The following is a 24,476-nucleotide window of genomic DNA, read 5'->3' as shown; positions in this document are numbered from 1 at the left end:
CCCGTCAGCGGGGCTGGCCCTCCGGAATGAACACGTAGCCCAGGCCCCACACGGTCTGGATGTACAGCGGGCTCGACGGATCGGGTTCGATCAGCTTGCGCAGGCGCGAGATCTGCACGTCCAGGCTGCGGTCGAACACTTCGTATTCGCGCCCGCGCGCCAGTTCCATCAGCTTCTCGCGCGACAGCGGCTGGCGCGCGTGGCGCGCGAACACCTTGAGCACGGAGAATTCGCCCGTCGTCAGCGGCACCGTTTCGCCGTTCTTCTTCAGCGTGCGGGTGCCCAGGTCCAGCACGAACTGGCCGAACTCGAAGGTTTGCGGGGTTTCCGAGGGCGCGCCCGGAATCTCGTCCGGGCCCTTGCGGCGCAGCACGGCGCCAATGCGGGCCACCAGTTCGCGCGGGTTGAACGGCTTGGGCAGGTAGTCGTCGGCGCCCATTTCCAGGCCGACGATGCGGTCCACGTCCTCCCCCTTGGCCGTCAGCATGATGATCGGGGTCTGGTCGCCGGCGCCGCGCAGGCGGCGGCAGATCGACAAGCCATCCTCGCCCGGCAACATCAAATCGAGCACCAGCAGGTCGTAGCGCTCGCGCAGCCACAGCTTGTTCATGGCGGTCGCGTTTTCGGCCGTGAAGACGTTGAAGCCCTGTTCCGTCAGGTAGCGGCGCAGCAGGTCGCGCAGGCGGACGTCGTCGTCCACTACCATAATCTTGGCCTGATGGCCATGCTGATTGGCCGGGGTGTTGCTCGATTCCGTTGCGTTTGTGTTCATGATCCTGCCAAATTTGTCATATTTATGTTGCTATGGTAACGTCATATTTAACGGGACGAAAATGTTTGCAGCAGGGCATTACAAACTGTTACAAACTTTACCCATTTGGTCTTACCGCGTCTGATAAAGCATCATACACTGCGGTCATGGATGCGTACCACGTGTCCGCCAGGCCAGTTTCAGGGATGAGGAACAGCAGCATGCACATCGATCACAAAACACGTTACGCGGCAGCAAGCGCAAGTTTTTGCGTTCGATCCTCCGTGAGCACACTGGCCATCTGCTGCGGCTTGCTGGGCGCGTCGAGCGCCTTGGCCGGCCCCGGCGAGGGCGGCCACCACGAAGACGCCCGCGCCGTCCAGCCCATGCGCGAGATGCTGCGCGCCGAGCGCATGCAGCAGCGCCAGGCCGATCCCCGCCAGGCCGATCCACGCCAGTTCGATCCCCGCTCCTTCGACGGCCGCGCCGAGGAGCAGCGCCGCCTGCTGCAGGACAATGGCCACAACACCGACCGCCGCGCCGGCCGCCTGACGCCCGATGAGCGGCGCGACTTGCGGCGCCAGATCAACGAAGTGGGCCAGGATATCTACGCCAATCCGCCGCACCGTTGATTTTTCGCAAATCTTGCGCGGCTTTTTGTCTTTCACTGCGTAAATTTTCCGATCCCAGCTTGACTTGGGTGTAATATTAATTTATCAGGCGCAATGGCGTTCGCGTCGTTGCGCCCGTTTGCGTTTTCCATTTCCCATCGCACAGCGCCGTTCAGGCTGGAGGAATACCGTGGTCCCAGAAGTTACCCAGGCAGCGCCGCCATCGGCCGCGACGACGCCAGCGGGCGCGCTGCCCGCTGGCCTGGTTCAGCGCGCCGATGGCGTGTACGCGGACCTGGCCGTGCCGGCGCCGCTGCGGGTGGCGGCCGTCAACCAGGTGTTCCTGTCGCACTGCTATTTCGCCGGCCTCGATTATGGCGCCCTGATGAAGGCCCTGTACGACGTGGGGCCGGCGCTGCCGCCGCCCTTGCCCGGCCAGGCGCCGCTGCTGCGGCTGGCCGAGGGGGTGGTGCCGTTCGCGCCGGAGCGCCAGGCGCTGTACAAGACGGTCAAGATGGGGCATGGCTATGCCGAGTACTTCTTCGCCCCCATCTACCTCGAGGCCGAGGAACTGCCGGACGGCACCGTGCTGCCGGAGCGCCAGGCCAAACTGGATGTGGACGAGTTCGTGGCCGACCTGTGGCTCAAGGGCGTGCGTTTTGGCGTGGACGTGGCGGCCGTGGCCCATGCCATCAGCACCGGCAAGAGCGAACGCATCACCGTGGCGCGCGAGCTGGAGCCGGCCCGGGGACAGGACGCGGTGGTGGTCGAGGTGTCGCAGGACATCCACCGCAGCGACGCCCCCCGCGCGCGCGCGGACGGGACGGTCGACCTGCACAGTTTCCAGAACCGCTTCCCCCAGATCAAGCAGAACATGCGCTTGCTGAAAAAGCTGCCGTGCGTGCCCGGCCTGCCCGGCTACGACCTGGCTGGCATGCCCAGCGCGCCGGACGCGCCCAAGGACCTGGAGCTGCGCCACCTGGCCGGCGACGGCACGGCCGTGGAGCAGCATGACGACGGCGAATACCTGGTCTCGACCAAGGAAGGCTTCCTCAGCGTCGATCCCAAGTCGCACCGCATCGCCATCACCGACAAGATCGTCAGCAAGGAAGGCGTGAGCGGGCGCACCACGGGCAACCTGGAGCTGGCCGGCGGCTACGAGGAATTTGGCGACGTGCAGGAACTGCGCGAAGTGCATGGCAGCGACATCACCGTGCACGGCGATGTGTACGGCAATATCCACTCCAAGGGCGGACAGGTGCTGCTGGACCGTAATCTGGTGGGCGGCAATGTGCATAACGCGGCCGGCGACATCCACGTCAAGGGCGTGGCCTCGGGCGCCGTGCTGCAGACGCGCGCCGGCAAGCTGGTGGTGGGACGGGCCGAGAACTGCGTGCTGGCCGCCACCAGCGTGGAAGTGGGCGAGGCGTCCAATTGCGAGATCGTGGCCGACGAGGTGCGCATCGGCGTGGCCGAAGGCTGCGCCATCGCGGGCCGCAATATCGAGATCGAAAGCTGCGGCCCGCGCAAGCGTACCGAGATGGTGATCTACGTGCTGGTGCGCGACGTGAGCCAGTTCGACCAGGAGCTGGCCGACCTGCGCGCGCGCAGCGCAGCCTTCGCCGCGTCCAACGAGGCGCTGCAGGCCGAGATCGACGCCATCTCGCAGCAGCCGGACATGCGGCGCTACCTGGCGCTGGCGGCCAAGCTGCGCACCCAGGAACTGACCCTCACGCCCGAGCAGGGCCAGCACCTGCGCAAGATCGCCACGGCCGTGGCGGCCGAAGTGCAGGCGCTGGGCAAGCTGACCCAGGACCTGCAGGCCGGCCAGACCCAGTACAAGCTGCTGGTCGAACGCAGCGCGCGGGTGGCGGCGCTGCGGGCCGAGGCGGCCGGCCTGGCGCGCTGCGGCCTGCACATGGTGGCCGGCGAGACGCTGGTGCGCACCATGCCATTCCAGGCCGACAGCGGCGCGCTGTACCACCTGGCGGCCAAGGACATCAAGCAGCGCCTGCGCGGCACGCCGACCGGCGGCGAGGAACTGTTCGCGCGCGCCAGCGGCTCGCTGGACTGGCACTTGTCCACCCACGGTGCGGCGTCCTAGCGTGACCGGGTGCAGGTGACGGCATACCCGCTCTCGTGGTACGCTTCAGGCGCTGACTAACAGCAGCAGTAGCGGCAGTCGTAGCGAGCCGCTTCCGGCGCCATGCCACCACACCCGATCGAGGATGACCGTGTCTGACGACGCCCTGGCTGACGATGAACTTGCGGATGACGAGCTGCCGTCGGCCGTCGTCAGGCGGCCCGATGGCGTGTACTTCCAGGCCGACGCGCCGGCCGTGGCCTGCCAGGCGGCCGTCAACCAGGTGTTCCTGTCCAGTGCCTGCTTCGGCGGGCTCGATTATTCCGTCTTCATCCGTGTGCTGTACAACTGTGGTCCCGCCTTGCCCGCCGGTCTGCAGAACCATGCGCTGATCCGCTTCGCCGACGACATCCAGCCCTTCCTGGCGGCGCGGCGCGCGCTGTACAAGGCGGTGCGCATCGTGCACGGCGAGGCCGAATACTATTTCGAGCCCGTGTTCCTGGAAGTGCCGGACGCGCCGCCCCAGCCGGCCCGCCTCAGTTTCGACGAATTCGTGGCCGACATGTGGGTCAAGGGCATCCGCTTCGGCATCGACGCGCCGGCCGTCAAGGCCGCCATCGCCTCGGGCAAGGCGGCGCGCATCGTGGTGGCGCGGCGGCTCGATCCCACGCCGGGCGTGGACGCCGCGTTTGTCGAAGTGTCGCGCGACATCCACCGCAGCAACGCGCCGCGCGAGATGGCCGACGGCCGGCTCGACTGGCACACGTTCCAGAACCGCTTCCCCCAGGTCAAGGCCCACACCAGGCTGCTGCGCAAGGTGCCGCGCCAGGCCGGCACGCGCGGCTACGAGCTGTCGGGCATCGTGATCGAACCGCCGCCGCCGCGCGACATTGAACTGAGCACCGTGGCCGGCAGCGGCACCGTGATCGAGCACCAGCCGGATGGCGAATACCTGGTGTCGGCCGTGGCGGGATTCCTGAGCGTGGATGCGTCCAGCAAGCGTATCTCGATCGGCCCCAAGATCGTCAGCCGCGAAGGCGTGAGCGCGCGCACCACGGGCAACCTGCAGTTGAGCGGCGAATACGAGGAGTTCGGCGAGGTGCAGGAGCAGCGCGTGGTGGAGGGCGGCAGTATCACCATCCACGGCGACGTGTTCGGCAAGATCAGCTCGCGCGGCGGCACCATCGTCCTGCACCGCAACCTGGTGGGCGGCAGCGCCGTCAACGCCGACGGCGACATCCGCATGAAGGGCGTGGCCTCGGGCGCCGTGCTGCAGACGAAGAAGGGCGAGATCACGGTGGCGCGGGCCGAGAACTGCGTCATTTCCGGCACCCGGGTGCTGGTGGGCGAGGCCGTCAACTGCGAGATCATCGCCGACGAAGTGGTGATCAAGCTGGCCATCGGCTGCGCCGTGGCCGGCCGCAAGATCGACATCGCCAGCGCCGGGCCGCGCAAGCAATCGGAAATGCTGCTGTTCGCGCTGGTGCCTGATACGTCCAAGTACGATTTCAAGCTGGCCGAGCTGGGAACGCAACTGGCCCGCCATGAGCGCGAGGCGGCGCAGCGCAAGACGAAGATGGACGGCCTGACGGGGCAGCCGGAGGTGCGCAACTACCTGACCCTGGCCACCCGCGTGCGTAAGCACGAGGTGGTGCTCACGCCGGAGCAGGAGCAGCTGTTCCACAAGATGGCCGGCGCCGTGGGGCCCACGCTCAAGGCGGTGGCCAAGCTGTCGCTGGCGCTCAAGGCCGAGCAGGTGCGCCAGGAGCAGGTGCGCGAGCAGATGGCGCTGGTGGAACGCCAGAAGCGGCTGGTCATGCGCGGTACGCGCTGCATCGTGCGGCTGGTCGATGGCGACGTGATCGTGCGTTCCATGGTGTTCAATCCCGACCTGGGGCCGTTATACGACAGCGCGCCCAAGGCCATCAAGAGCATGTTGCGGGCGGCCGGCGACCACCGGCCCGTGATCTTCTCTGGCAGCAGCGGGGGCGTCGACTGGGCCCTGGACGAGTAGCGCCGCGCTCTCAGTAGGTGACTTTGCCGCGCAATTGCTTGCGCGCGCCGGCCAGGCTCTTGCTGTCGAGCCGCCGGCGCTGGCTGCCCAGGGTGGGGCGCGTGGCGCGCCGCGGCGCTGGCAGCACAGCCACGCTGTCGACCAGTTCCTGCAGGCGGTGCAGGGCATCCTCCCGGTTCGCCTCCTGACTGCGTGACTGCTGCGCCTTGATCACCACCACGCCCTCGCGCGTGATGCGGTGGTCGCGCAAGGCCAGCAGCCGTTCCTTGATGTGCGCCGGCAGCGACGATGCGGCGATATCGAAGCGCAGGTGCACGGCGCTCGCCACCTTGTTCACGTTCTGCCCGCCCGGCCCCTGGGCGCGGATGGCGATCATGTCCACTTCCTGCGGATCGATGGTGATGGTTGGCTGCCGGTTCATGGCGTGGCTGGGCGCGCGGCGCCAGCGGGTGGGGGATGGATGGCCATTGTAGCAAATTGGTAGTGGCGGGCAATTGTTGAGCGCGCTCAACAACGGCGCCAGGGCCGGCGGTTAGGATGGCACATGCCTGTTACTGGAGGCTGTGGCGCGGCTGGCGCCGCGGCGCCGCATCTCGGACGAAAGGAACACCATGCCAACCGCGAAAACGCATTTTGCCAACGCCACGCCGCCGCTGCCGGGAACCGTGCCGGGGACGGAGCCGGGACTGGAGCCGGGACTGGAGCCGGTGGCGGCGGGCGTCCAGCAGTATCTGAGTTTCCAGCTGGGTGGCCTGGAATACGCGCTCGACTTTCGCAAGGTGCAGGAGCTGCGCCCGCTCAAGGCGCTGGAACGGTTCGCCTCCGATGGCGAGATCGTCAGCGGGGTGGCCGTGTCGCGCGGGGTGATCATGCCCATCGTCGACATGCGCATTGCCTTCGGGCCGCGCCCGGAGCGGCACGATCCGTTGACGGACGTGATCATCCTCAAGCTGTCGAGCTGCGTGATGGGGATGGTGGTGGACGGCGTGACGGACATCGTCAGCCTGAGCGCGGAACAGATCCAGCCCATCCCCGGCGCCGGGGCCGGCCAGAGCGTCGATTACCTGCTGGGACTGGGGGAGGTCGATGGGCGGCGGCTGATCGTGGTCGACATCGACCGCCTGATGTCGATCCGCAAGGTGCCGGTGGGCGCGCGGCAGGCCGCGTGAGCGGCCGGCGCGCCGCCGGCGCCGCGGTTGAGACGCTGGCTCAGACCAGCGCTTCCAGCTGCTCCTGCAATTCCAGCCATTCGCCTTCGAGCTGCGCCAGGTCCTTGGTGAAGAAGGACTGGTCAGCCAGCGCCTGCTTCAGCTTGGCCTTGTTGGCCGGCTCGTAGATGGCCGCATCGGCCAGCAGGCCATCCACTTCCGCCTTCTGCGTGCTGCGCTTGGCGATCTGGTCGTCCAGGCGCTTGATCTTCTGCTCCAGCGGCTTGCGCAGCGCGGCCAGGCGCTGGCGGTCCTCGGCCGCCTGGCGCTTCTGGTCCTTGCGGTCCACGGCCGGGGCGGGCGGGGGGGCCACGGGCGAGGCCACCGGGTAGTCGGTCTTGTTGGCCTTGCCGGCGGCCGGCAGCACGTCGGTGCCCTTGCCCAGCTTGGTCTGGAACAGCCAGTCCTTGTAGTCGTCCAGGTCGCCGTCGAACGGTTGCAGCTTGCCGTCGGCCACGATGATGAACTGGTCGGTGGTGGCGCGCAGCAGGTGGCGGTCGTGCGATACCACCACCAGCGTGCCTTCGAACTGGGCCAGCGCTTCCGTCAGCGCTTCGCGCGTTTCCAGGTCCAGGTGGTTGGTCGGTTCGTCCAGCAGCAGCAGGTTGGGGCGCTGCCACACGATCATGGCCAGCGCCAGGCGCGCCTTCTCGCCGCCCGAGAACGGGGCGATGGGGCTGGTGACCATGGTGCCGGGGAAGTTGAAGCCGCCCAGGAAGTTGCGCAGCTCCTGCTCGCGCGTGGTGGGCGCGATCTTGGCCAGGTGCCACAGCGGCGATTCGTCGTGGCGCAGCATCTCCACCTGGTGCTGGGCGAAGTAGCCGATGGTCAGGCCCTTGCCGACCGTCGCTTCGCCCGTCAGCGGCGACAGCTCGCCGGCGATGGTCTTGATCAGCGTCGATTTGCCGGCGCCGTTTACGCCCAGCAGGCCAATGCGCTGGCCGATCTGCAGCGAGAAGTTGATGCCGTGGACGATGCTCTTGGTGGCCACGTCGCCCGTCTTGTCGTCCTCGATGCGGTAGCCGGCGTTCACGTCCTCCATCACCAAGAGCGGGTTGGGGGCGTTCAGCGGTTCGCGGAATTCGAACGAGAATTCGGCCGCCGCGCGCAGCGGCGCCAGTTCCTCCATCTTGGCCAGCGCCTTCATGCGGCTTTGCGCCTGGCGGGCCTTGGATGCCTTGGCCTTGAAGCGTTCGATGAACGATTCCAGGTGGGCGCGCTTGCGCTGCTGCTTTTCCAGCGCGCCGGCGGCCAGCGCCATCTGGGCGGCCCGCTGGCGTTCAAACGCCGAGTAGTTGCCCGAGTAGCGTTTCAGCTTGCGCTCGTCGATGTGCACCACCACGTTTACCACTTCATCGAGGAAGTCGCGGTCGTGGGAGATGATGATCAGGGTGCCCGTATAGCGCTTGAGCCAGTCCTCGAGCCAGATGATGGCGTCCAGGTCCAGGTGGTTGGTCGGCTCGTCCAGCAGCAGCAGGTCGGAAGGGCACATCAGCGCCTGCGCCAGATTCAAGCGCATGCGCCAGCCGCCCGAGAAGCTGGCCACGGGCTGCTGCATCTGGTCCAGCGAGAAGCCCAGGCCAAGCAGCAGCTGCTCGCCGCGCGACTGCACGGTGTAGGCGTCGGCGTCGGCCAGCGCGCTGTAGATTTCGCCGATGGCGATGCCGTTGTCGTGCGATTCCGGTTCCGCCTCCAGGCGCGCCAGTTCCGCCTCCAGCTTGCGCAGCGTGACGTCGCCGTCGATGGCGTAGTCGAGCGCGGCCCGTTCCAGTGGCGGGGTTTCCTGGGCCACGTAGGCCATGCGCCACTTGGCGGGGAAGTCGATTTCGCCCTGGTCGGGGTGCAGCTCGTTGCGCAGCATGGCGAACAGGCTCGATTTGCCGGCGCCGTTGGCGCCGATCAGGCCGATCTTGTCGCCGGGGTTGAGCGTGACATCGACACTTTCCAGCAGCGGCTTCACGCCGCGCATCAGGCTTACATTGATAAAGCGGATCATCTGGTGGTTCTTTACAGTTTGAGCTGGTCGGCCGTGAGCAGGAACACCATGTCGTCGCCGGCGCTGGTGGTGAGCCAGGTCAGGCCCAGGTGGCCGAAGGCCGCTTCCGCGAATTCGCGCTCGTTGCCGATTTCGACGATCAGGATGCCGTCGTCCGTCAGGCGCTCGGCGGCGCCGGCCACGATCTTGCGCACCAGGTCCATGCCGTCGGCGCCGCCGTCCAGGGCGATCTGCGGTTCGGCCAGGTATTCCTTGGGCAGCTTGGCCATCGAGCCGGAATTGACGTAAGGCGGGTTGGTGATGATCAGGTCGTATTTCTTAGGCGGCAGGTTGGCGTACAGGTCGGACTGGATCAGGTGCACGCGCTCTTCCAGCTTGTAGGTGGCCACGTTGCGGCGCGCCACGTCCAGCGCGTCGGCCGAGATGTCGACGGCGTCCACTTGCGCGTCCGGGAAGGCGTCGGCCAGCATGATGGCCAGGCAGCCGGAACCCGTGCACAGTTCCAGGATGTTGGCGACGTTGTCCGGTTCATTGACCCACGGTGCGAAGTAGTCGGGAATCAGCTCGGCGATGAAGGAGCGCGGCACGATGGTGCGCTCGTCCACGTAGAAGCTGTAGCTGCCCAGCCAGGCTTCGTTGGTGATGTAGGCGGCCGGCACGCGGTCCACGGCGCGCCGTTCGATCACGGCCAGCACGGCCGCCACTTCCTCGGGCAGCAATCGCGCATCCAGGAACGGGTCCAGCTTGTCGAGCGGGAGCTTGAGCGTGTGCAGGATCAGGTAGGCCGCTTCGTCGAGCGCCTCGGCGCTGCCGTGGCCGAAGAACAGCTGGGCGGTGTTGAAGCGGGTGACGGCGTAGCGCAGCAGGTCGCGCGGCGTGGTGAAGGGAGTCGTGGTCATGGCTATCTCGGTGTAACGGTGGTGGCCGGCCGGGCGCCGTTGGGCGCCCCGGTCCGGGGATCAGCGCAGCAGGTTTTCCAGCGTGCGACGGTAGATGTTCTTCAGCGGATCGACAAAGCGCAGCTCGATGTGCTCGTCGATCTTGTGGATGCTGGCGTTGGGAGGCCCGAATTCTATCACCTGGGGGCAGATCTGCGCGATAAAGCGGCCGTCCGAGGTGCCGCCCGTGGTCGACAGTTCCGTCTCCACGCCCGTCTCGGCGCGGATGGCGGCCGACAGCGCATCGCTCAGCGTGCCGCGCGGGGTCAGGAAGGGCAGGCCGCCCAGCGTCCACTTGATGTCGTAGTGGAGATTGTGCTTGTCGAGGATGGCGTGCACGCGCTGTTTCAGCGTCTCGTGGGTGCTGGCGGTGGAGAAGCGGAAGTTAAAGTCGATCACCATCTCGCCGGGAATGACGTTGTTGGCGCCCGTGCCTGCATTGATGTTCGACATTTGCCACGACGTGGGCAGGTAGTATTCATTGCCTTCGTCCCAGCGCTCGGCCACCAGTTCGGCCAGCGCCGGCGCGGCCAGGTGGATGGGGTTGCGCGCCAGTTGCGGGTAGGCGATGTGGCCTTGCACGCCCTTGATGGTGAGCCTGGCCGACAGCGAGCCGCGGCGGCCGTTCTTGATCATGTCGCCCAGCGTCTCGTCCGAGGTCGGTTCGCCCACGATACAGTAGTCCAGTTGCTCGCCCCGTTCGCGCAGCAGGTTGCAGACGACGACGGTGCCGTCGATGGCCGGGCCTTCCTCGTCGCTGGTGATCAAAAAGCCGATCGAGCCCTTGTGGTCGGGATGGGCGGCGATGAACTCCTCGCACGCCACCACCATGCCGGCGATCGAGGTCTTCATGTCGGCCGCGCCGCGGCCATACAGCTTGCCGTCGCGGTGGGTGGGGTTGAACGGTTCCGAGCGCCATTGCTCGACCGGGCCGGTGGGCACCACGTCCGTGTGGCCGGCGAACACCAGCAAGGGCGCCGTGGTGCCGCGCCGGGCCCACAGGTTGGTCACGCCGTTCGATTCGATCACTTCGCAGGCGAAGCCCAGCGGCGACAGCAGGTCGATCAGGTGCTGCTGGCAGCCCTTGTCGTCCGGGGTAACAGAGGAGAGGGCGATCAGTTTTTCCGTCAGCGCCAGGGTCTTGGAAGTCATCATGGGGGAGTTCGTATCAGGGATTGAAAATCTGTGCGTATTGGGCGGGCGAGAAGCCGACGGCCACCTGGCCATCGCGATCGAGCACGGGGCGCTTGACGATGGATGGGTATTCCAGCACCAGCGCGATGGCGGCCGCGTCGTCCACCACGGCCGCCTTCTGCGCGTCCGACAGGGCGCGCCAGGTGGTGCCCTTGCGGTTCACCAGCACGTCGCGCGGCACGTGGCGCAGCCAGCCGGCCACGATGTCGGCCGTCAGGCCCTGCTTCTTGAAGTCGTGGAAGGCGAAGTCGTGGCGCTGCTCGCCCAGCCACACGCGGGCTTTCTTGACGGTGTCGCAGTTGGGGATGCCGTAGAGGGTAATTGTCATTATAAATCAGTCACTTATGTATTTGTTCGCGGCTGCGGCGCAGGGGCGGCGCATGCCGTGGACCGGCGCCGGGGCGAAGGCGGCCTGTGCCGCCGCCGCGCAACCCGTTAGGATACCATGCCCGGCGCCCGCGCAGTGGGCGCGCCGGCCGGTGGCGGCCCCGCCACGCCACCGGCGCATTTGCCCCACCGGGGCCGGCTTTGCGCTTACAATTCCAGTCAGATTAATTCCCATTGGAAACGAGCGAGGCGGAAAAACCGCTTGACCGTTCCGCATACCCGCACCGCCCACGCCGACATGACCGACACTACTCCAGCCGCGCCGGCGCCCCGTCGTTCGCTGGTGCGCCGCCTGACCAGGATGAATTTGCTGGTGCTGAGCGTGACCATGCTGCTCACGTTTGTCCTGCTGGCCACGGCCACCTGGTGGGTGGCGCGCGCACGCCAGATGCAAAGCGCGCAGCTGAGCGCCCAGCTGCTGGCCAACAGCGTGGCCCCCATGCTGGTGTTCGCGGACGCGGACGCGGCCCGCAATGAGCTGGCCGCCTTCGCGCGCCGCAGCGACCTGCTGCTGGTGCAAGTGCGCAATGAACGCGGCGGCGTGTTCGCGCAGTGGCAGGCCGATGGCCAGCCGCAGGAGGGCGCGGCCAGGGTGCCGGCCGGGCTGGCCAGGCTGGACTCGCGCGGCGCGGCCGGCGCCAGCACGCTGGAAGTATGGGCGCCCGTGCGGCTCAAGGGCGAGATGGTGGGCGCGCTGCTGCTGCGCGAAAGCCTGCAAAGCCTGCACCGGGCCGTGCTGCTGCTGACGGGCGTGGCCGCGCTCCTGATCGCCGCCGCCATCGGCATCGCCGCGCGCGGATTGAGCGTGGTGCAGCGGCGCGCGCTGGCGCCGCTGGTGGAGTTGTCGGACCTGGCCGAGCGCGTGGCCCATGACCACGACTACAGCCGGCGCGCCGCCGTGCGCCGCGCCGACGAAGTGGGGCGCCTGACGGAGCGCTTCAACGACATGCTGCGGCGCATACAGATCTCGCAGGCCGATCTGCGCCACAAGCTGGTGCAGGAACAGGCGGCCGGCCAGCAATTGCACCAGATGGCCCACCAGGACAGCCTGACGGGGCTGCCCAACCGGCTGTTCTTCCAGGGCGAGCTGCAGCGCTGCCTGGCGCTCAACGGCGAACGGGGCGAACTGATGGCGCTGATGTTCATCGACCTCGATAATTTCAAGACCGTCAACGACCAGCAAGGCCACGAGGCCGGCGACGCCGTGCTGCGCGAAGTGGCGCATCGCATGGCCGGCGTGGTGCGGGTCGACGATGTGCTATGCCGGCTGGGCGGCGATGAATTCGCGCTAATCCTGCCGGCCCTGCCGGACGAGCAGGCCGCTGAACAGCTGGCGCAGCGCCTGATCGAGGCCGTGCGCGCGCCGCTGCTGGTCGATGGCAAGGAGATGCCGATCGGCGCCACCGTGGGCCTGGCCTTCAGTCCGCTCGACGCGCGCGAGGCGGCCGAACTGCTGAACGCGTCGGACCAGGCCATGTATGCGGCCAAGCGGGCCGGCAAGAACACTTATCGGAGGGCCCGCGATGCGCACGTCTGAGTGCGCCGGCTGGCTGCTGGCGCTGGCCGTGGCTGCCTGCTGGCCGGCCACGCCCGCGTGCGCCCAGGCCGCGCGCGAGCAGCAGGAAGGGCAGCAGGAGCGGCCGGCCGGCGCTGACGCCACGCTGGAGCAATTGCTGCGCCAGACCTTGAACGACGTGCCGCGCGCCGTCGAGGAATCGACTTCGTCGCGCTTCGCGCAAAGCGCGGCCGATGCGCCATCGGTCACCTACGTCCTGACGGACGCCGACATTGCCCGCCACGGCCTGCGCAACATGGGCGACATCCTGCGCAGCATGCCGGGCCTGTACGTCACCAGCGACGGCAACTTCACCTTCGTGGGCGCGCGCGGCGTGGGGCGGCCGGGCGACTTCAACGCGCGGCTGCTGTTCCTGGTGGATGGCATGCGTGTGAACGACAACATCTACGACGCCGGCTCGCTGGGGCCGGAGTTTTTCGTGGACGTGGACCTGATTGACCGGGTCGAATACGCGCCTGGCCCAGGTTCGGCCCTGTATGGCAACAACGCCTTCCTCGGCGTGGTGAACGTCATCACCAAGGGCGCCGACAAGCTGCGTGGCGTGCAGGCACGGGCCAATATCGACGGCGACCGGCGGCGCGAAGTGCGCGCCAGCTGGGGCCAGCGCGTACCCGGCCAGTGGGAAGGCTGGCTGGCCGCCAGCACGTTCGAGCAGGACCGGATCGCGGCGCCGTTCGACGTGCCGGCCGCGCAGCACGCTGCGATGGATCGGCGCAACTGGGACCGGGGCGCGCGCCTGCTGGGCATGGCCAGCGCCGGCGACTGGACCTTGCGCGCCGGCGTGGCGCAGCGCGAACGGGATTTTCCCGCCTTTCTGACCCAGGCCGCCAACAGTCCGCTGGGCCAGCAGCGCAATGTGTACGATGCCGCCTTCGCGTCGCTGGCCTGGGAGCGCACGGTGGCCGAGGACTGGAACCTGTACGGGGCCGTCGCCCTCAAGCGCAGCCAGTACCGCGACACCCATCCCTACCTGGGCGAGGATGGGGGCGACCGCGAGTTCGACAACGTGGCGGCGGGGCGCTGGGTCAACCTGGACCTGCGTGTCAGTACCCACCGCTGGCGCGACCACGACCTGATGGCCGGCGCCGAATACCAGAGCGACCGGCGCCAGGAGATCGTCTCGGGCACGGTGGGCGAGGAACCGGACGCCATCTTCTATGGCCGCAACCGGCGCCACGGCCTGTTCGTACAGGATGCGTGGCGCCTGAACGACGCGCACCGGCTGATCCTGGGACTGCGCCACGACCAGGCCATGGTGGGCGGGGGCAGCACCAATCCGCGCCTGGCGTGGATCTGGAGCGGGTTACCGGACGCCACGCTCAAGCTGATGTACGGCAGCGCGTTCCGCGAGGCCAACCTGTACGAATACCAGGTCAACGCACCGCTGGACGCGCCGCTGCCCACGCCGGAACGGGTGCGCACGCTGGAGCTGGCGTGGGACCATCGGCTCACGCCCCGGCTGCAATACCAGGTGTCGCTGTATGGCTCGCAGCTGCGTGACCTGATCAGCGTGAACGAGGACACGGCCGTGTTCGAAAACAGTGGCCTGATCCGCAATCGTGGCGCGGAACTGGGACTGGAGCGGCGCTGGGATGGCGGCCAGCGGCTGCGCGCCACCGTGTCGCTGCAGGATACCCGCGACAGTGGCGGCCGGCGGCTGGAGAACTCGCCGCGCACCCTCGTCAAGCTGCTGTATGCGCAGCCGCTGCGGGGCGACGCGCTGCAGCTGTCGTGGCAGGCGCTGAGCGTGAGCCGGCGCAGTGCCGACGCGCAGGATTTGCCAGGCTACGCGCTGCTGAATGCCACGCTGCTGTGGCGGCCCAGCCTGGGCACGGACGTGTCGCTGGGCCTGTACAACATGGGCAATGTGCGTTACTACGACATGCCCACCGGCGTGGACATCCCGCTGCGGCAGGAAGGGCGCGTGCTGCGCTTTTCGCTGACCCGGCGCTTCGGATCATGAGGCGCGCGCTGGTCCCGCTGCTGGCTGGCGCACTGGCCGCTGCGCTGGCGCTGGCGTGCGCGCCGGCGCGGGCCGGCCAGGACGAGGCGGAGCTGAAGGCCGCCTTCATCCACCGCTTCGCCCAGCTGACCCAGTGGCCGCCGCCACCGCTGCGCGAATTCACCTACTGCGTATCCGGTGACGCGGCGCTGCTTGAGGCGTTGCGAACCATGGTGCAACGGGTCGCCGGCGCCATCCCCACCCGGCTGCAGGCGCTGGCCGAACCACAACGGGCGACGCAGTGCCAGTTGCTGGTGCTGGGCACGAGCGAGCGGGGGCAGTTGCGGCGCTGGCAGGAGGCGCTGGGCGATGATCCGGTGCTGGTGGTGGGTGACAGTGCGGAATCGTTCCGCAACGGCGCCGTGATCGGGCTGGTGATCGAGCCGAACGGCCTGGCGTTCCGCATCAACCACACGGAGGCGCGCCGGCGCGGCCTCACGCTCAGCTACCAGATGCTCAAGCTGGCGCGCGAGGTGAAGTAGCGCCGCTTCAGGTGTTGAGCGTGAATTCCGTGAACGACGTATCGGAGGCTGGCTTGGCCGGCGCCTCCGGTTCCGGGGCGGCCTGGGCCAGTTTGCTGCCGGGGCCATTATTGAGCAGCCAAAGCAGGTTGGTGGCCGAATCGGCATTGGCCAGCGCTTCGTCCTGGCTGATGGCGCCGTCGTTGACCAATTTAAGCAGCGCATGCTCGAACGATTGCGAGCCGGGCGACATGCTGTTGTCCATGGCTTCCTTGATCTGGCCGATTTCGCCTTTCTCGATCAGGTCCGCGATATGGCGCGTGTTGAGCATCACTTCCACGGCGGCCGTGCGCATGCCGCCGTTGATCGAGCGCACCAGGCGCTGCGACACGATGGCCTTGACGGTGGAGGCCAGATCCTGCAGCAGGGCGGGGCGGTTCTCGATCGGGTAGAACGAGATGATGCGGTTCAGGGCGTTGTAGCTGTTATTGGCGTGCAGCGTGGCCAGCACCAGGTGGCCGGACTGGGCGTAGGCCAGCGCGGCGGCCATGGTTTCCTTGTCGCGGATCTCGCCGATCAGGATGGCGTCGGGCGCCTGGCGCAGCGAATTGCGCAGCGCCGTGGCGTAATCCTTCGCGTCGCTGCCGATCTCGCGCTGGTTGACGATGGACTTCTTGTTCTTGAACAGGTACTCGATCGGGTCTTCGAGCGTGAGGATGTGGCCAGGCCGCAGTTCGTTGCGGTGGTCCAGCATGGAGGCGATGGTGGTGGACTTGCCCGATCCGGTGGAGCCGACCAGCAGCAGCAGGCCCCGTTTTTCCATGATCAGCTCCGACAGCACGGGCGGCAGCCCCAGTTCGCCCAGCACGGGGATGGTGGCCGGCACGAAGCGGAACACGGCCGAGATGGAGCCGCGCTGGCGGAACGCGGACAGGCGGAAGCGCCCCAGGTTGGGCACGGAGATGCCGATGTTGAGCTCATTTTCCCGCTCCAGCTCCGCCATCTCGGCCGCGCTGCACACTTCCGACAGCAGCACCGTCACGTTATCCGGCTCCAGCTTCTGCTGGTTGATGGGGATCAGGTTGCCGTTGATCTTGATGTGGACCGGGGAATTGACCGCGAAGAACATGTCCGACGCGTTTTTTTCCTTCATCAGCTGGAACAGACGATCCATGGCCATGGCGTTCTCCTCGTGTGGTGCGGTCGGGCGCCGCGCGCGCCGTGCCTGTGCAAGCGCGCGCGGGTGCGTGCTGGGCTTAGATACCGCGCAGCAGTTCGTTGATGCCGGTCTTGGCGCGGGTCTTGGCGTCCACGCGCTTGACGATCACGGCGCAGTACAGCGAGTACTTGCCGTCGTCCGAAGGCAGGTTGCCCGACACGACCACCGAGCCGGCCGGCACGCGGCCGTAGCTTACTTCGCCCGTGGCGCGGTCGTAGATCTTGGTCGACTGGCCGATGTACACGCCCATCGAGATCACCGAGTTCTCTTCCACGATCACGCCTTCCACGATCTCGGAACGGGCGCCGATGAAGCAGTTGTCCTCGATGATGGTGGGGTTGGCCTGCATCGGCTCCAGCACGCCGCCGATGCCCACGCCGCCCGACAGGTGCACGTTCTTGCCGATCTGGGCGCAGGAACCCACGGTGGCCCAGGTGTCGACCATGGCGCCTTCATCGACGTAGGCGCCGATGTTGACGTAGGACGGCATCAGCACCACGTTCTTGCCGATGAACGAGCCGCGGCGCGCCACGGCCGGCGGCACCACGCGGAAGCCGCCCTTGGCGAAATCGTCGGCCGTGTAGTTGGCGAACTTGGTGGGCACCTTGTCGTAGAACTGCATGGTGCCGTCCGATGGCATGGCCACGTTGTTCTCCAGGCGGAACGACAGCAGCACGGCCTTCTTGACCCACTGGTTGACGATCCACTCGGCGCCCGGCTTCTCGGCCACGCGGATGGTGCCCGCGTCCAGGCCCGCGATCACGTGGGAGACGGCGTCGCGCAGTTCGGCGCTGCCGTTGGACGGGTTGATGTTGGCGCGGTCTTCCCAGGCCTGGTCGATGATGTTCTGGAGTTGTTGGCTCATGATGTGATTCGCTTTTAAGGATTCAGGGTTTTGCAGAATTGGACGATGCGCCGCGCCGCCTCCAGGCCTTCCTCGGTGCCGGAGACGAGCGCCATGCGGATGCGGTTGCGGCCCGGATTGAGGCCATGCGCCTCGCGCGCCAGGAAGCTGCCCGGCAGTACCGTGACATTATATTCGGCGTACAGGCGTTGCGCGAACTCGGTGTCGGACAGGCCGGTGCGGCTGACGTCGGCCCACAGGTAGAAGCCGGCGTCGGGCAGTTCCACCTCCATCACTTCGCGCAGCAGCGGGGTGATGGCGGCGAACTTGGCGCGGTATTGGGCGCGGTTCTGCTCGACGTGGGTTTCGTCGTTCCAGGCCGCGACCGACGCAGCTTGCACGGCGGTGCTCATGGCGCTGCCGTGGTAGGTGCGGTACAACAGGAATTTTTTGAGCACCTCGGCGTCGCCGGCCACGAAGCCGGAGCGCATGCCGGGCACGTTGGAGCGCTTGGACAGGCTGGAGAACACCACCAGGCGCGCGTAGGGGCGCTCCACCGTGGCCAGGCCCAGCATGTGGGCCGCCTGCATGGCGCCCAGCGGCGGTTCGTCGCCATGGTAGATCTCGGAGTAGCACTCGTCGGCGGCGATGATGAAGTCGTAGCGCTCGGACAGGGCGAACAGGTGTTCCCAGTCCGTCAGCGTGAGGGTGGCGCCGGTCGGGTTGCCGGGCGAGCATACGTACAGCAGGCGCACCCGCTGCCACACGTCGGCCGGCACGTTGTCGTAATCGCAGCCGAAGTTGCGGGCCGGGTCGGAATTGACGAAGTAGGGCGTGGCGCCGGCCAGGTAGGCCGCGCCTTCGTAGATCTGGTAGAACGGGTTGGGGCACACCACCAGCGAATCGGCGGCCGGGTCGATCACGGTCTGGGCCAGCGCGAACAGCGCCTCGCGCGAACCGTTCACGGGCAGCACCTGGGTGGCGCGGTCCAGCGCCGGGATGCCGTAGCGCCGCTCCAGCCAGCCGGCAATGGCGCCGCGCAGGGCTTCCGTACCGATGGTGGTGGGGTAGTTGGCCAGGCCGGCGATATTGTCGATCAGCGCCTGCTGGATGAACGGCGGCGTGGGGTGCTTGGGTTCGCCCATGCCCAGGCTGATGGCCGTGTGCTGGGTGTTGGGCTGGACCTGGCCGAACAGCTGGCGCAGTTTTTCGAACGGGTAGGATTGCAGCTTGTCGAGATGTGGATTCACGTGGCGGACCAAAAAGCGGAGCAGTGTTAAAAACGCGCGGCGCGAACGGCAGGACGGCGCGAACAGCGGAACGGCGCGGCGATAGGTCAGACCAGGCCGCCGGGCTCGGTTCAACTTTCCATTATAGCGTCTGCGGCAAGAGTTGGTGGGGGCGGGTGTCGCGCTGTGCAAGATGGTCATTTTTGCATCGCCAGGCAGGGCTACCCCGTGTCGCGCTCCATGTGGATTGTTTTCTATTTCTGCCCCTGCTTTTCTCTGCTTTCTTCTACTTTGTCCGGTAACGCCAAAGCAGGGAAAAGCAGAAGAAAGCAGAAGAAAATCGGCGCGAAAATAGAAGCTTTGCCACAGGGGGCTGGCATGGCGCAGGGCGTGCCTGTCGTGCCTATTTCCGCGTGGCTGGAAATAACTATGAAGGAAGTATGGGTATTTCGCTTCCCATGACAGCCATTTGCCAGTTGCTGACATGGTAGCCGCCACGCCACAGTGGCCGTTGACAGCGCGCCACTGACGGCTGACACTGCACTTGCCGCGCCGAAAATAACATCTCAAAGCAAACAGCCGCGCGGCCGGCGGTGCGGCCGGTTCGGGCCGGCCCGCGCCGCCGCCATCCATTGTCCGCGCCTGCCGCGATCGTGCAGCCGCGCATACCGAGCGCCGCCAGTGCCGCGTTCCGGCCCGATCATCAGGACGAACATGCGCACCAATCTCCCGGTAAGCCAGCGCGCTTACCCCTTCCCGGCCGACCAGACCATCGTGTCGGTGACCGATACCAAGGGCCGCATCGTGTACTGCAATCCGACCTTCGTGGACATCAGCGGCTTCACCCACGCGGAGCTGATCGGCCAGCCGCACAACATCATCCGCCACCCGGACATGCCGGCCGAGGCCTTCCGCGACCTGTGGGACACGCTGCAGGAAGGCCGGCCGTGGAGTGGCCTGGTCAAGAACCGCCGCAAGGACGGCGACCACTACTGGGTGCTGGCGCACGCCGCGCCCATGATGGATGGCGGGCGCGTGACCGGCTACCTGTCGGTGCGCACGGCGCCCGATCCGGCCGCCGTGGCCATGGCCGAGCAGCTGTACGCCGAAATGCGGGCCGACGCGGCCAGCGCCAGGCCGCGCATCACGCTGCGCCATGGCCAGGTGGTGCGCGGCACGGCGGGCCGGCTGCGCCGCACGCTTACGCCGTCCACGCGGGGCCGCATGCTGGCGCTGCAATTGCTGGCGGCGGGCGGCCTGCTGGCCCTGGGGCGGGCCAGTGTGCCCCTGTGGCTGCAGGTGGCCGGGGCCGCGCTGGTGGCGGTGGCGGCCACGGCCCGCATCTGGCACCTGAACGTGGCGCCGCTGCGCGCCGTGCTGCGCGACGCCAACCAGCTGGCCGCCGGCGACCTGGCGCACACGGTCAGCACGGGCGCCAGCGGCACGGTGGGCCAGTTGCAGCGGGCCTTGCTGCAAATGTCCGTCAACCTGCGGGCCGTGGTGCGCGACGTGCGCGACGAGGTCGATCACCTGCGCGCCAGCGTGCACGATATCGCCGCCGGCACGGCCGACCTGTCGGCCCGCACCGAGTCGCAGGCGGGCAGCCTGCAGCAGATGGCCGCCGCGCTGGCGGCCATCAACGACAAGGTGCGCCAGGGGACGCAAGCCGTCGGCGAGGCCACCGGCCTGGCCGGCCAGACAGGCGCCGTGGCGCGCCGCAGCGACGAGGCGGTGGATGCGGCGGCCCATGCGATGACGGACATCTCCGCTTCCTCCAGCCATATCGGCGAGATTATCCACCTGATCGAATCGGTGGCCTTCCAGACCAACCTGCTGGCGCTGAACGCGGCCGTGGAGGCGGCCCGTGCCGGCCCGGCCGGGCGCGGTTTCGCCGTGGTGGCCACGGAAGTGCGCACGCTGGCCCAGCGCACCTCGGCCGCCACCCAGCAGATCAGGCAACTGGTGGCTGAATCGGCCGACCACGTGCGCCAGGGCGCCGGCCGCACGGACGAGGCGCGCGCCCGCATGCGCGACGCCGTGCAATCGGTGACGGAGCTCGCGTCGGTATTGGGCGGCATCAGCGAGGCGGCCCAGCTGCAGCAGGCCAGCATGGCCGAAGTGCACGCGGCCGTGGGCCACATCGACGCCATGACGCAGCAGAACGCGGCATTGGTGGAACAGCAGCTGGCGGCCACCGGCGCCCTGTGCGAGCAGGCCGACAACGTCAATGATTCAGTGCGCATCTTCCGCCTCAAGGCCGGCGAGGCCACCGTGGCCGAGGCGGACGCGCCGGCGCTGCGGCGGGCCGCGCGCACGCTGCGGGTAGTCCAGGCTTAAGCGGCCACACGGGCGCCGCCATCGGGCGGCGCCGCTTCCTCACCTTCCCACTTGATTGCCATGCCAGCTGCCCGCGCGCCGGGCCGGCGTGCGCACGCGCCTGCAGGGGGCTGTGCATGGCACGCCACAGGTCCGCTCCTTGTCATGAAATGCGAAGCGCACGTCGTGAAATGGAAACGGTTTTTTTCGCTTTCGATCCTATGATGACTCATCGCTGACCCGGACCGGACAACATAGCCCGGCCAGGACAGCGGGGCGCAAACGATGAGGAGACAGCATCATGCCCAGCCCCCTCGCCATTTGACGCACCCGCCTTCAGCCACGGCGTTGCCGCCCGCGCGGCAAACAAGCAGCACCGTACCAGCAGCGTTCATCACAACAAATAGAGGAGCAGGCGCAGCATGAAACCAGCACAAACCACCCATCCACTGGCACGGACAGCACTGGCAGCGGGCTTGTGCGCGATCGGCGTGGCCCACGCGGCGGAACTGGACACGGGCAATCCCGATGTCGCCTTCCGCTTCGATAACACGGTCAAGCTCAATGTCGGCCAGCGCGTCAATGGCCAGAAAGAGGCCATCCTGAAGTCGGCCAACTATGACGACGGCGACCGCAACTTCAACAAGGGCCTGGTGTCCGAGCGGATCGACTGGCTGTCGGAGCTGGACATCGTGTTCCAGCAGAAGATGGGCATGCGGGTGTCGGCCGCGGCCTGGTATGACCGCGCCTACGACCAGCTCGACAACACCAACGTGGCCAGTTCCAACCACCGCGAGAACGGCAAGGCGGCGCTGGGCATGTCCGACTACGCCAAGCGCTACCACCGCGGCTCGGGCGAGATCCTGGACGCGTTCGTGTTCTCCAACTTCGACGTGGCCGACGTGCCCGTCAATGTCAAGCTCGGCCAGCACACGCTGTACTGGGGCGAGAGCCTGCTGTCGCCGATCCACGGTGTGAACTACGGCCAGTCGCCGATCGACCTGCTCAAGGGTTATTCGGTGCCCGGCACGGACGCCAAGGAACTGTTCCTGCCGCGCCAGGCCATTTCGGCCCAGGCCTCGCTGACGCCGGAACTGGGCATCGCGGCCCAGTACTTCTTCAACTGGAAGCCGGCCCGCCTGCCTGAATCGGGTTCCTTCCTGGGCTTCTACGACTACGCCTTCCAGGGGGCCGAATCGTTCTTCCTGGGGCCACTGGGCGCACCGGCCATCCGCCGCGAGGACAGCAAGGCGCCCAACACGGGCGACTGGGGCCTGGCTGCGCGCTGGAGCCCCGATTGGCTGAACGGCACGGCCGGCGCCTACGTACGCCGCACCTCGGACCTGCTGCCGCAGGCGAACGTGCGCCTGGCCGGCTTGCCCGCGGCCCTGTTCGGCGCCAACGGCGCGGCCGTCTGCAAGGCCGCCATTCCGGGTGCCGCCGTGGTGGGCAACAACTGCCTGTTCTACCCAACCACGCTGGGCGCCACCAGCCAGTACCAGTTCGAGTACGCCAACCACATCGACGTGCTGGGCTTCTCGCTGTCCAAGAGCGTGGCCGGCATCGCCGTGGGCGCCGACCTGTCGTACCGCCGCGATATGCCGATCTACAGCACGCCGGCGCTGCTGATGCCGGCCGGGACCAGCCCGGCCATCGTGGCTGCGCTGAACGCCAAGGTCAACCCCACGCTGGTGGTGACGGCGGCCGACCTGCCGCAACAGGGTGAGGTGAGTGGGGCGCGTGGCAACACCATCCACGGCGTGTTCAACCTGCTCGGCGCGCTGGCCAGGACGCCGTTGTCCGACTCGGCCACCTGGGCCACGGAACTGGTGTGGAACCGCATGTCCGGCATCACCCAGGGCGCGCAGTTCTACCGCGGCCGCGCCGGCTACACGGGCGTCGACAAGCCCACCCGTGATTACTTCGGCCTGGCCCTGACGTTCACCCCGACCTGGTTCCAGGTGCTGCCGGGCGTGGACATGTCCGCGCCGCTCAGCTACTCGGTGGGCCTGAAAGGCAATTCGAGCGTGCAGGCCGGCGGCAACAAGGGCGCCGGCAACTACGCGGCCGGCGTGGCGTTCGACGTGCGCCAGAAGTACCGCTTCGACATCAAGTACGTCAATTTCTTCGGCCCCCTGGTCACCGACCCGGCCAGCGGCGCCATCACGTCGTTCGGCGGCGTCACCGCGCTGCTGAAGGACCGCGGCTTCCTCGCCGCCACGTTCAAGACCACGTTCTGACAAAAAACAGGAGACAACACCATGTTCAAACTTACCATCATGGCCGCCGCGCTGGCGGCGGCAGCGGCCGCCCACGCCAACGTATCGCCCGACGAGGCCAGGCAACTGGGCACCACGCTGACGGCCGTTGGCGCCGAGAAGGGCGCCAACAAGGACGGTACCATCCCCGAATTCACGGGCGGCCTGACGGCGGCGCCGGCCGGCTTCGTCAAGGGCAGCGGCATCCGCCCCGACCCATACGGCGCAGACAAGCCACGCCTGGTCATCACCGGCAAGAACCTGGCCGGCCAGGAAGACAAGCTGACGGCCGGCACCCGCGAGCTGCTCAAGCGCTTCCCCACGTTCCGTGTCGATGTGTACCCGACCCACCGTCCCGTCACCTTGCCCAAGGCGCTGCTGGAAAACACGGCCAGGAACGCCGTCAACGCCAAGGCCGTCGATGGCGGCGTGGGCGTGGAAAATGCGCTGGCCGGCGTGCCGTTCCCGATTCCCAAGACCGGCTTCGAGGTGATGTGGAACCACCTGCTGCGCTACCAGGGCCACGCGCTGACCACCAAGTATGAATCGTGGAACGTCGATGCGTCCGGCGTGCCCAGCCTGGCCACGGCCGGCGAGATCTACGAGGAATTCCCGCTGTCGGACCCCAAGCACACGGAAGTGGCCAAGCAGACCGACGTTTTCTTCCGCACCAAGCTGACCTACCTGGCGCCGGCCCGTCGCGCCGGCGAGGGCTTGATGGCGTTCGACGCCGTCAACCCCGTGGCCCAGCCACGCAAGGTGTGGCAATACCTGCCCGGCCAGCGCCGCGTGAAGCTGGCGCCGGACGTGGCCTATGACACGCCCAACCCCGGTTCGGCCGGCGCCTCCACCTACGACGACGCCTGGGTCTTCAACGGCGCGCTGGACCGCTTCGACTTCAAGCTGATCGGCAAGAAGGAGATGATCGTACCCTACGGCGAGTACAAGCTGTTCGCCGCCAAGGTGGCCGCCGACGTGACCAAGCCGAACCACCTGAATCCGGACTTCGTGCGCTGGGAACTGCACCGCGTGTGGGTGGTGGAAGCGACGCTCAAGCCAGGCAAGCGCCACATCTACGGCAAGCGCACCTTCTACATCGACGAGGACAGCTGGGTGGCGCTGGCGTCGGACCAGTACGACGCGCGCGGCCAGTTGTACCGCTCCTCGTTCGATCACCTGATCTACGCCTACGACGCGCAAGCGACCTACACGGGCAACCACGTGATCTACGACTTCGTCAGCGGCGCCTACAACCTGACCGGCATGTCCGGCCCGTACGGTGGCCTGAAGTACATCGACGCGCTGAAGCCGACCCAGTGGTCGCCTGAAGCGCTGGCCGGCGCCGGCGTGCGCTGATCCTCCGGGTGGCCGACGGCGCCAGATCTGGCG

At 67.5% G+C, this 24,476-nt stretch carries 20 protein-coding genes; 11 read left to right on the top strand and 9 right to left on the bottom strand.

The annotated features are described in order from the left end of the window. Positions 1-4: 4 nt before the first annotated feature. Positions 5-772: an osmolarity response regulator transcription factor OmpR gene (ompR, locus tag H3H36_RS04265; RefSeq protein WP_182214443.1), complete on the bottom strand. Its 768-nt coding sequence runs from the start codon at positions 770-772 to the stop codon at positions 5-7. Between the two features lie 263 nt (positions 773-1,035). Between ompR and H3H36_RS04260 the strand changes: the two genes are divergently transcribed. The 3 genes from H3H36_RS04260 (at position 1,036) to H3H36_RS04250 (ending at position 5,459) form a co-directional block, all read left to right on the top strand. Beyond that, positions 1,036-1,383 carry a hypothetical protein gene (locus H3H36_RS04260; protein WP_311196573.1) on the top strand — a complete coding sequence of 116 codons (348 nt, stop codon included), beginning with the start codon at positions 1,036-1,038 and terminating at the stop codon, positions 1,381-1,383. A gap of 169 nt (positions 1,384-1,552) precedes the next feature. Then, the gene (locus H3H36_RS04255) at positions 1,553-3,466 is read left to right on the top strand and encodes a flagellar assembly protein A (protein ID WP_311196572.1); all 1,914 of its coding nucleotides are present in this window, start codon (positions 1,553-1,555) and stop codon (positions 3,464-3,466) included. Positions 3,467-3,596: 130 nt separating this feature from the next. Beyond that, positions 3,597-5,459, top strand: coding sequence for a flagellar assembly protein A (locus H3H36_RS04250; RefSeq protein ID WP_311196571.1), 1,863 nt, complete (start codon positions 3,597-3,599; stop codon positions 5,457-5,459). Positions 5,460-5,469: 10 nt separating this feature from the next. On the opposite strand, the gene arfB is transcribed toward H3H36_RS04250, so the two are convergent. Then, on the bottom strand, positions 5,470-5,880 hold the full coding sequence (gene arfB / locus H3H36_RS04245) for an alternative ribosome rescue aminoacyl-tRNA hydrolase ArfB (protein WP_182214436.1): 411 nt from the start codon (positions 5,878-5,880) through the stop codon (positions 5,470-5,472). A 190-nt stretch (positions 5,881-6,070) separates the two neighbouring features. On the opposite strand from arfB, the gene H3H36_RS04240 reads away from it, so the two are divergent. Further along, positions 6,071-6,628 (top strand): chemotaxis protein CheW, encoded by a 558-nt coding sequence (locus H3H36_RS04240; RefSeq protein ID WP_182214434.1) that lies wholly within the window; start codon positions 6,071-6,073, stop codon positions 6,626-6,628. Positions 6,629-6,668: 40 nt separating this feature from the next. Here H3H36_RS04240 and H3H36_RS04235 read toward each other — a convergent pair whose 3' ends face one another. Genes H3H36_RS04235 through H3H36_RS04220 form a run of 4 tightly spaced genes read right to left on the bottom strand, consistent with a single transcriptional unit; the run spans position 6,669 to position 11,123 of the window. Continuing rightward, positions 6,669-8,663, bottom strand: a complete 1,995-nt coding sequence (locus H3H36_RS04235) for an ATP-binding cassette domain-containing protein (protein ID WP_182214431.1) — start codon at positions 8,661-8,663, stop codon at positions 6,669-6,671. A gap of 11 nt (positions 8,664-8,674) precedes the next feature. Continuing rightward, positions 8,675-9,562 carry a 50S ribosomal protein L3 N(5)-glutamine methyltransferase gene (gene prmB / locus H3H36_RS04230; protein ID WP_182214429.1) on the bottom strand — a complete coding sequence of 296 codons (888 nt, stop codon included), beginning with the start codon at positions 9,560-9,562 and terminating at the stop codon, positions 8,675-8,677. Positions 9,563-9,622: 60 nt separating this feature from the next. After that, a complete protein-coding gene (gene dapE, locus H3H36_RS04225; protein ID WP_182214427.1) occupies positions 9,623-10,756 on the bottom strand; it encodes a succinyl-diaminopimelate desuccinylase in 1,134 nt (377 codons plus the stop codon). A 13-nt stretch (positions 10,757-10,769) separates the two neighbouring features. Then, entirely contained in the window at positions 10,770-11,123 is a 354-nt protein-coding gene (locus H3H36_RS04220) for a Spx/MgsR family RNA polymerase-binding regulatory protein (RefSeq protein ID WP_182214424.1), read from the bottom strand. A 261-nt stretch (positions 11,124-11,384) separates the two neighbouring features. Here H3H36_RS04220 and H3H36_RS04215 point away from each other — a divergent pair, with 261 nt between their 5' ends. Genes H3H36_RS04215 through H3H36_RS04205 form a run of 3 tightly spaced genes read left to right on the top strand, consistent with a single transcriptional unit; the run spans position 11,385 to position 15,242 of the window. Then, positions 11,385-12,719, top strand: coding sequence for a sensor domain-containing diguanylate cyclase (locus tag H3H36_RS04215; RefSeq protein WP_229219722.1), 1,335 nt, complete (start codon positions 11,385-11,387; stop codon positions 12,717-12,719). Next, positions 12,706-14,721, top strand: coding sequence for a TonB-dependent receptor plug domain-containing protein (locus H3H36_RS04210; RefSeq protein WP_182214422.1), 2,016 nt, complete (start codon positions 12,706-12,708; stop codon positions 14,719-14,721). The genes H3H36_RS04215 and H3H36_RS04210 overlap by 14 nt, the downstream gene beginning before the upstream one ends. Next, positions 14,718-15,242, top strand: a complete 525-nt coding sequence (locus tag H3H36_RS04205) for a YfiR family protein (RefSeq protein WP_182214419.1) — start codon at positions 14,718-14,720, stop codon at positions 15,240-15,242. Before H3H36_RS04210 ends, H3H36_RS04205 begins: the two co-directional genes overlap by 4 nt. A gap of 7 nt (positions 15,243-15,249) precedes the next feature. Here the strand turns inward: H3H36_RS04205 and H3H36_RS04200 are convergent, their stop codons facing one another. From H3H36_RS04200 to dapC, 3 genes are all read right to left on the bottom strand, one after another. Beyond that, on the bottom strand, positions 15,250-16,401 hold the full coding sequence (locus H3H36_RS04200) for a PilT/PilU family type 4a pilus ATPase (protein WP_182214417.1): 1,152 nt from the start codon (positions 16,399-16,401) through the stop codon (positions 15,250-15,252). A 76-nt stretch (positions 16,402-16,477) separates the two neighbouring features. Next, positions 16,478-17,305 (bottom strand): 2,3,4,5-tetrahydropyridine-2,6-dicarboxylate N-succinyltransferase, encoded by an 828-nt coding sequence (gene dapD / locus H3H36_RS04195; RefSeq protein ID WP_182214415.1) that lies wholly within the window; start codon positions 17,303-17,305, stop codon positions 16,478-16,480. A 14-nt stretch (positions 17,306-17,319) separates the two neighbouring features. Then, positions 17,320-18,534 carry a succinyldiaminopimelate transaminase gene (gene dapC, locus H3H36_RS04190; RefSeq protein WP_182214412.1) on the bottom strand — a complete coding sequence of 405 codons (1,215 nt, stop codon included), beginning with the start codon at positions 18,532-18,534 and terminating at the stop codon, positions 17,320-17,322. A 219-nt stretch (positions 18,535-18,753) separates the two neighbouring features. On the opposite strand from dapC, the gene H3H36_RS04185 reads away from it, so the two are divergent. From H3H36_RS04185 to H3H36_RS04170, 4 genes are all read left to right on the top strand, one after another. After that, positions 18,754-18,975, top strand: a complete 222-nt coding sequence (locus tag H3H36_RS04185) for a hypothetical protein (RefSeq protein WP_182214410.1) — start codon at positions 18,754-18,756, stop codon at positions 18,973-18,975. A 252-nt stretch (positions 18,976-19,227) separates the two neighbouring features. After that, positions 19,228-20,850 carry a methyl-accepting chemotaxis protein gene (locus H3H36_RS04180; protein ID WP_182214408.1) on the top strand — a complete coding sequence of 541 codons (1,623 nt, stop codon included), beginning with the start codon at positions 19,228-19,230 and terminating at the stop codon, positions 20,848-20,850. A 401-nt stretch (positions 20,851-21,251) separates the two neighbouring features. Then, positions 21,252-23,069, top strand: coding sequence for a DUF1302 domain-containing protein (locus H3H36_RS04175; protein WP_182214406.1), 1,818 nt, complete (start codon positions 21,252-21,254; stop codon positions 23,067-23,069). 21 nt (positions 23,070-23,090) lie between these two features. Continuing rightward, a complete protein-coding gene (locus H3H36_RS04170) occupies positions 23,091-24,443 on the top strand; it encodes a DUF1329 domain-containing protein (protein ID WP_182214404.1) in 1,353 nt (450 codons plus the stop codon). The last annotated feature ends 33 nt before the right edge of the window (positions 24,444-24,476 follow it).

The organism is Rugamonas fusca, assembly GCF_014042365.1.
GTDB lineage: Bacteria > Pseudomonadota > Gammaproteobacteria > Burkholderiales > Burkholderiaceae_D > Rugamonas > Rugamonas fusca.
The sequence above is the reverse complement of the archived record's forward strand: the minus strand, read 5'-3'. Positions and strand labels throughout refer to the sequence as shown.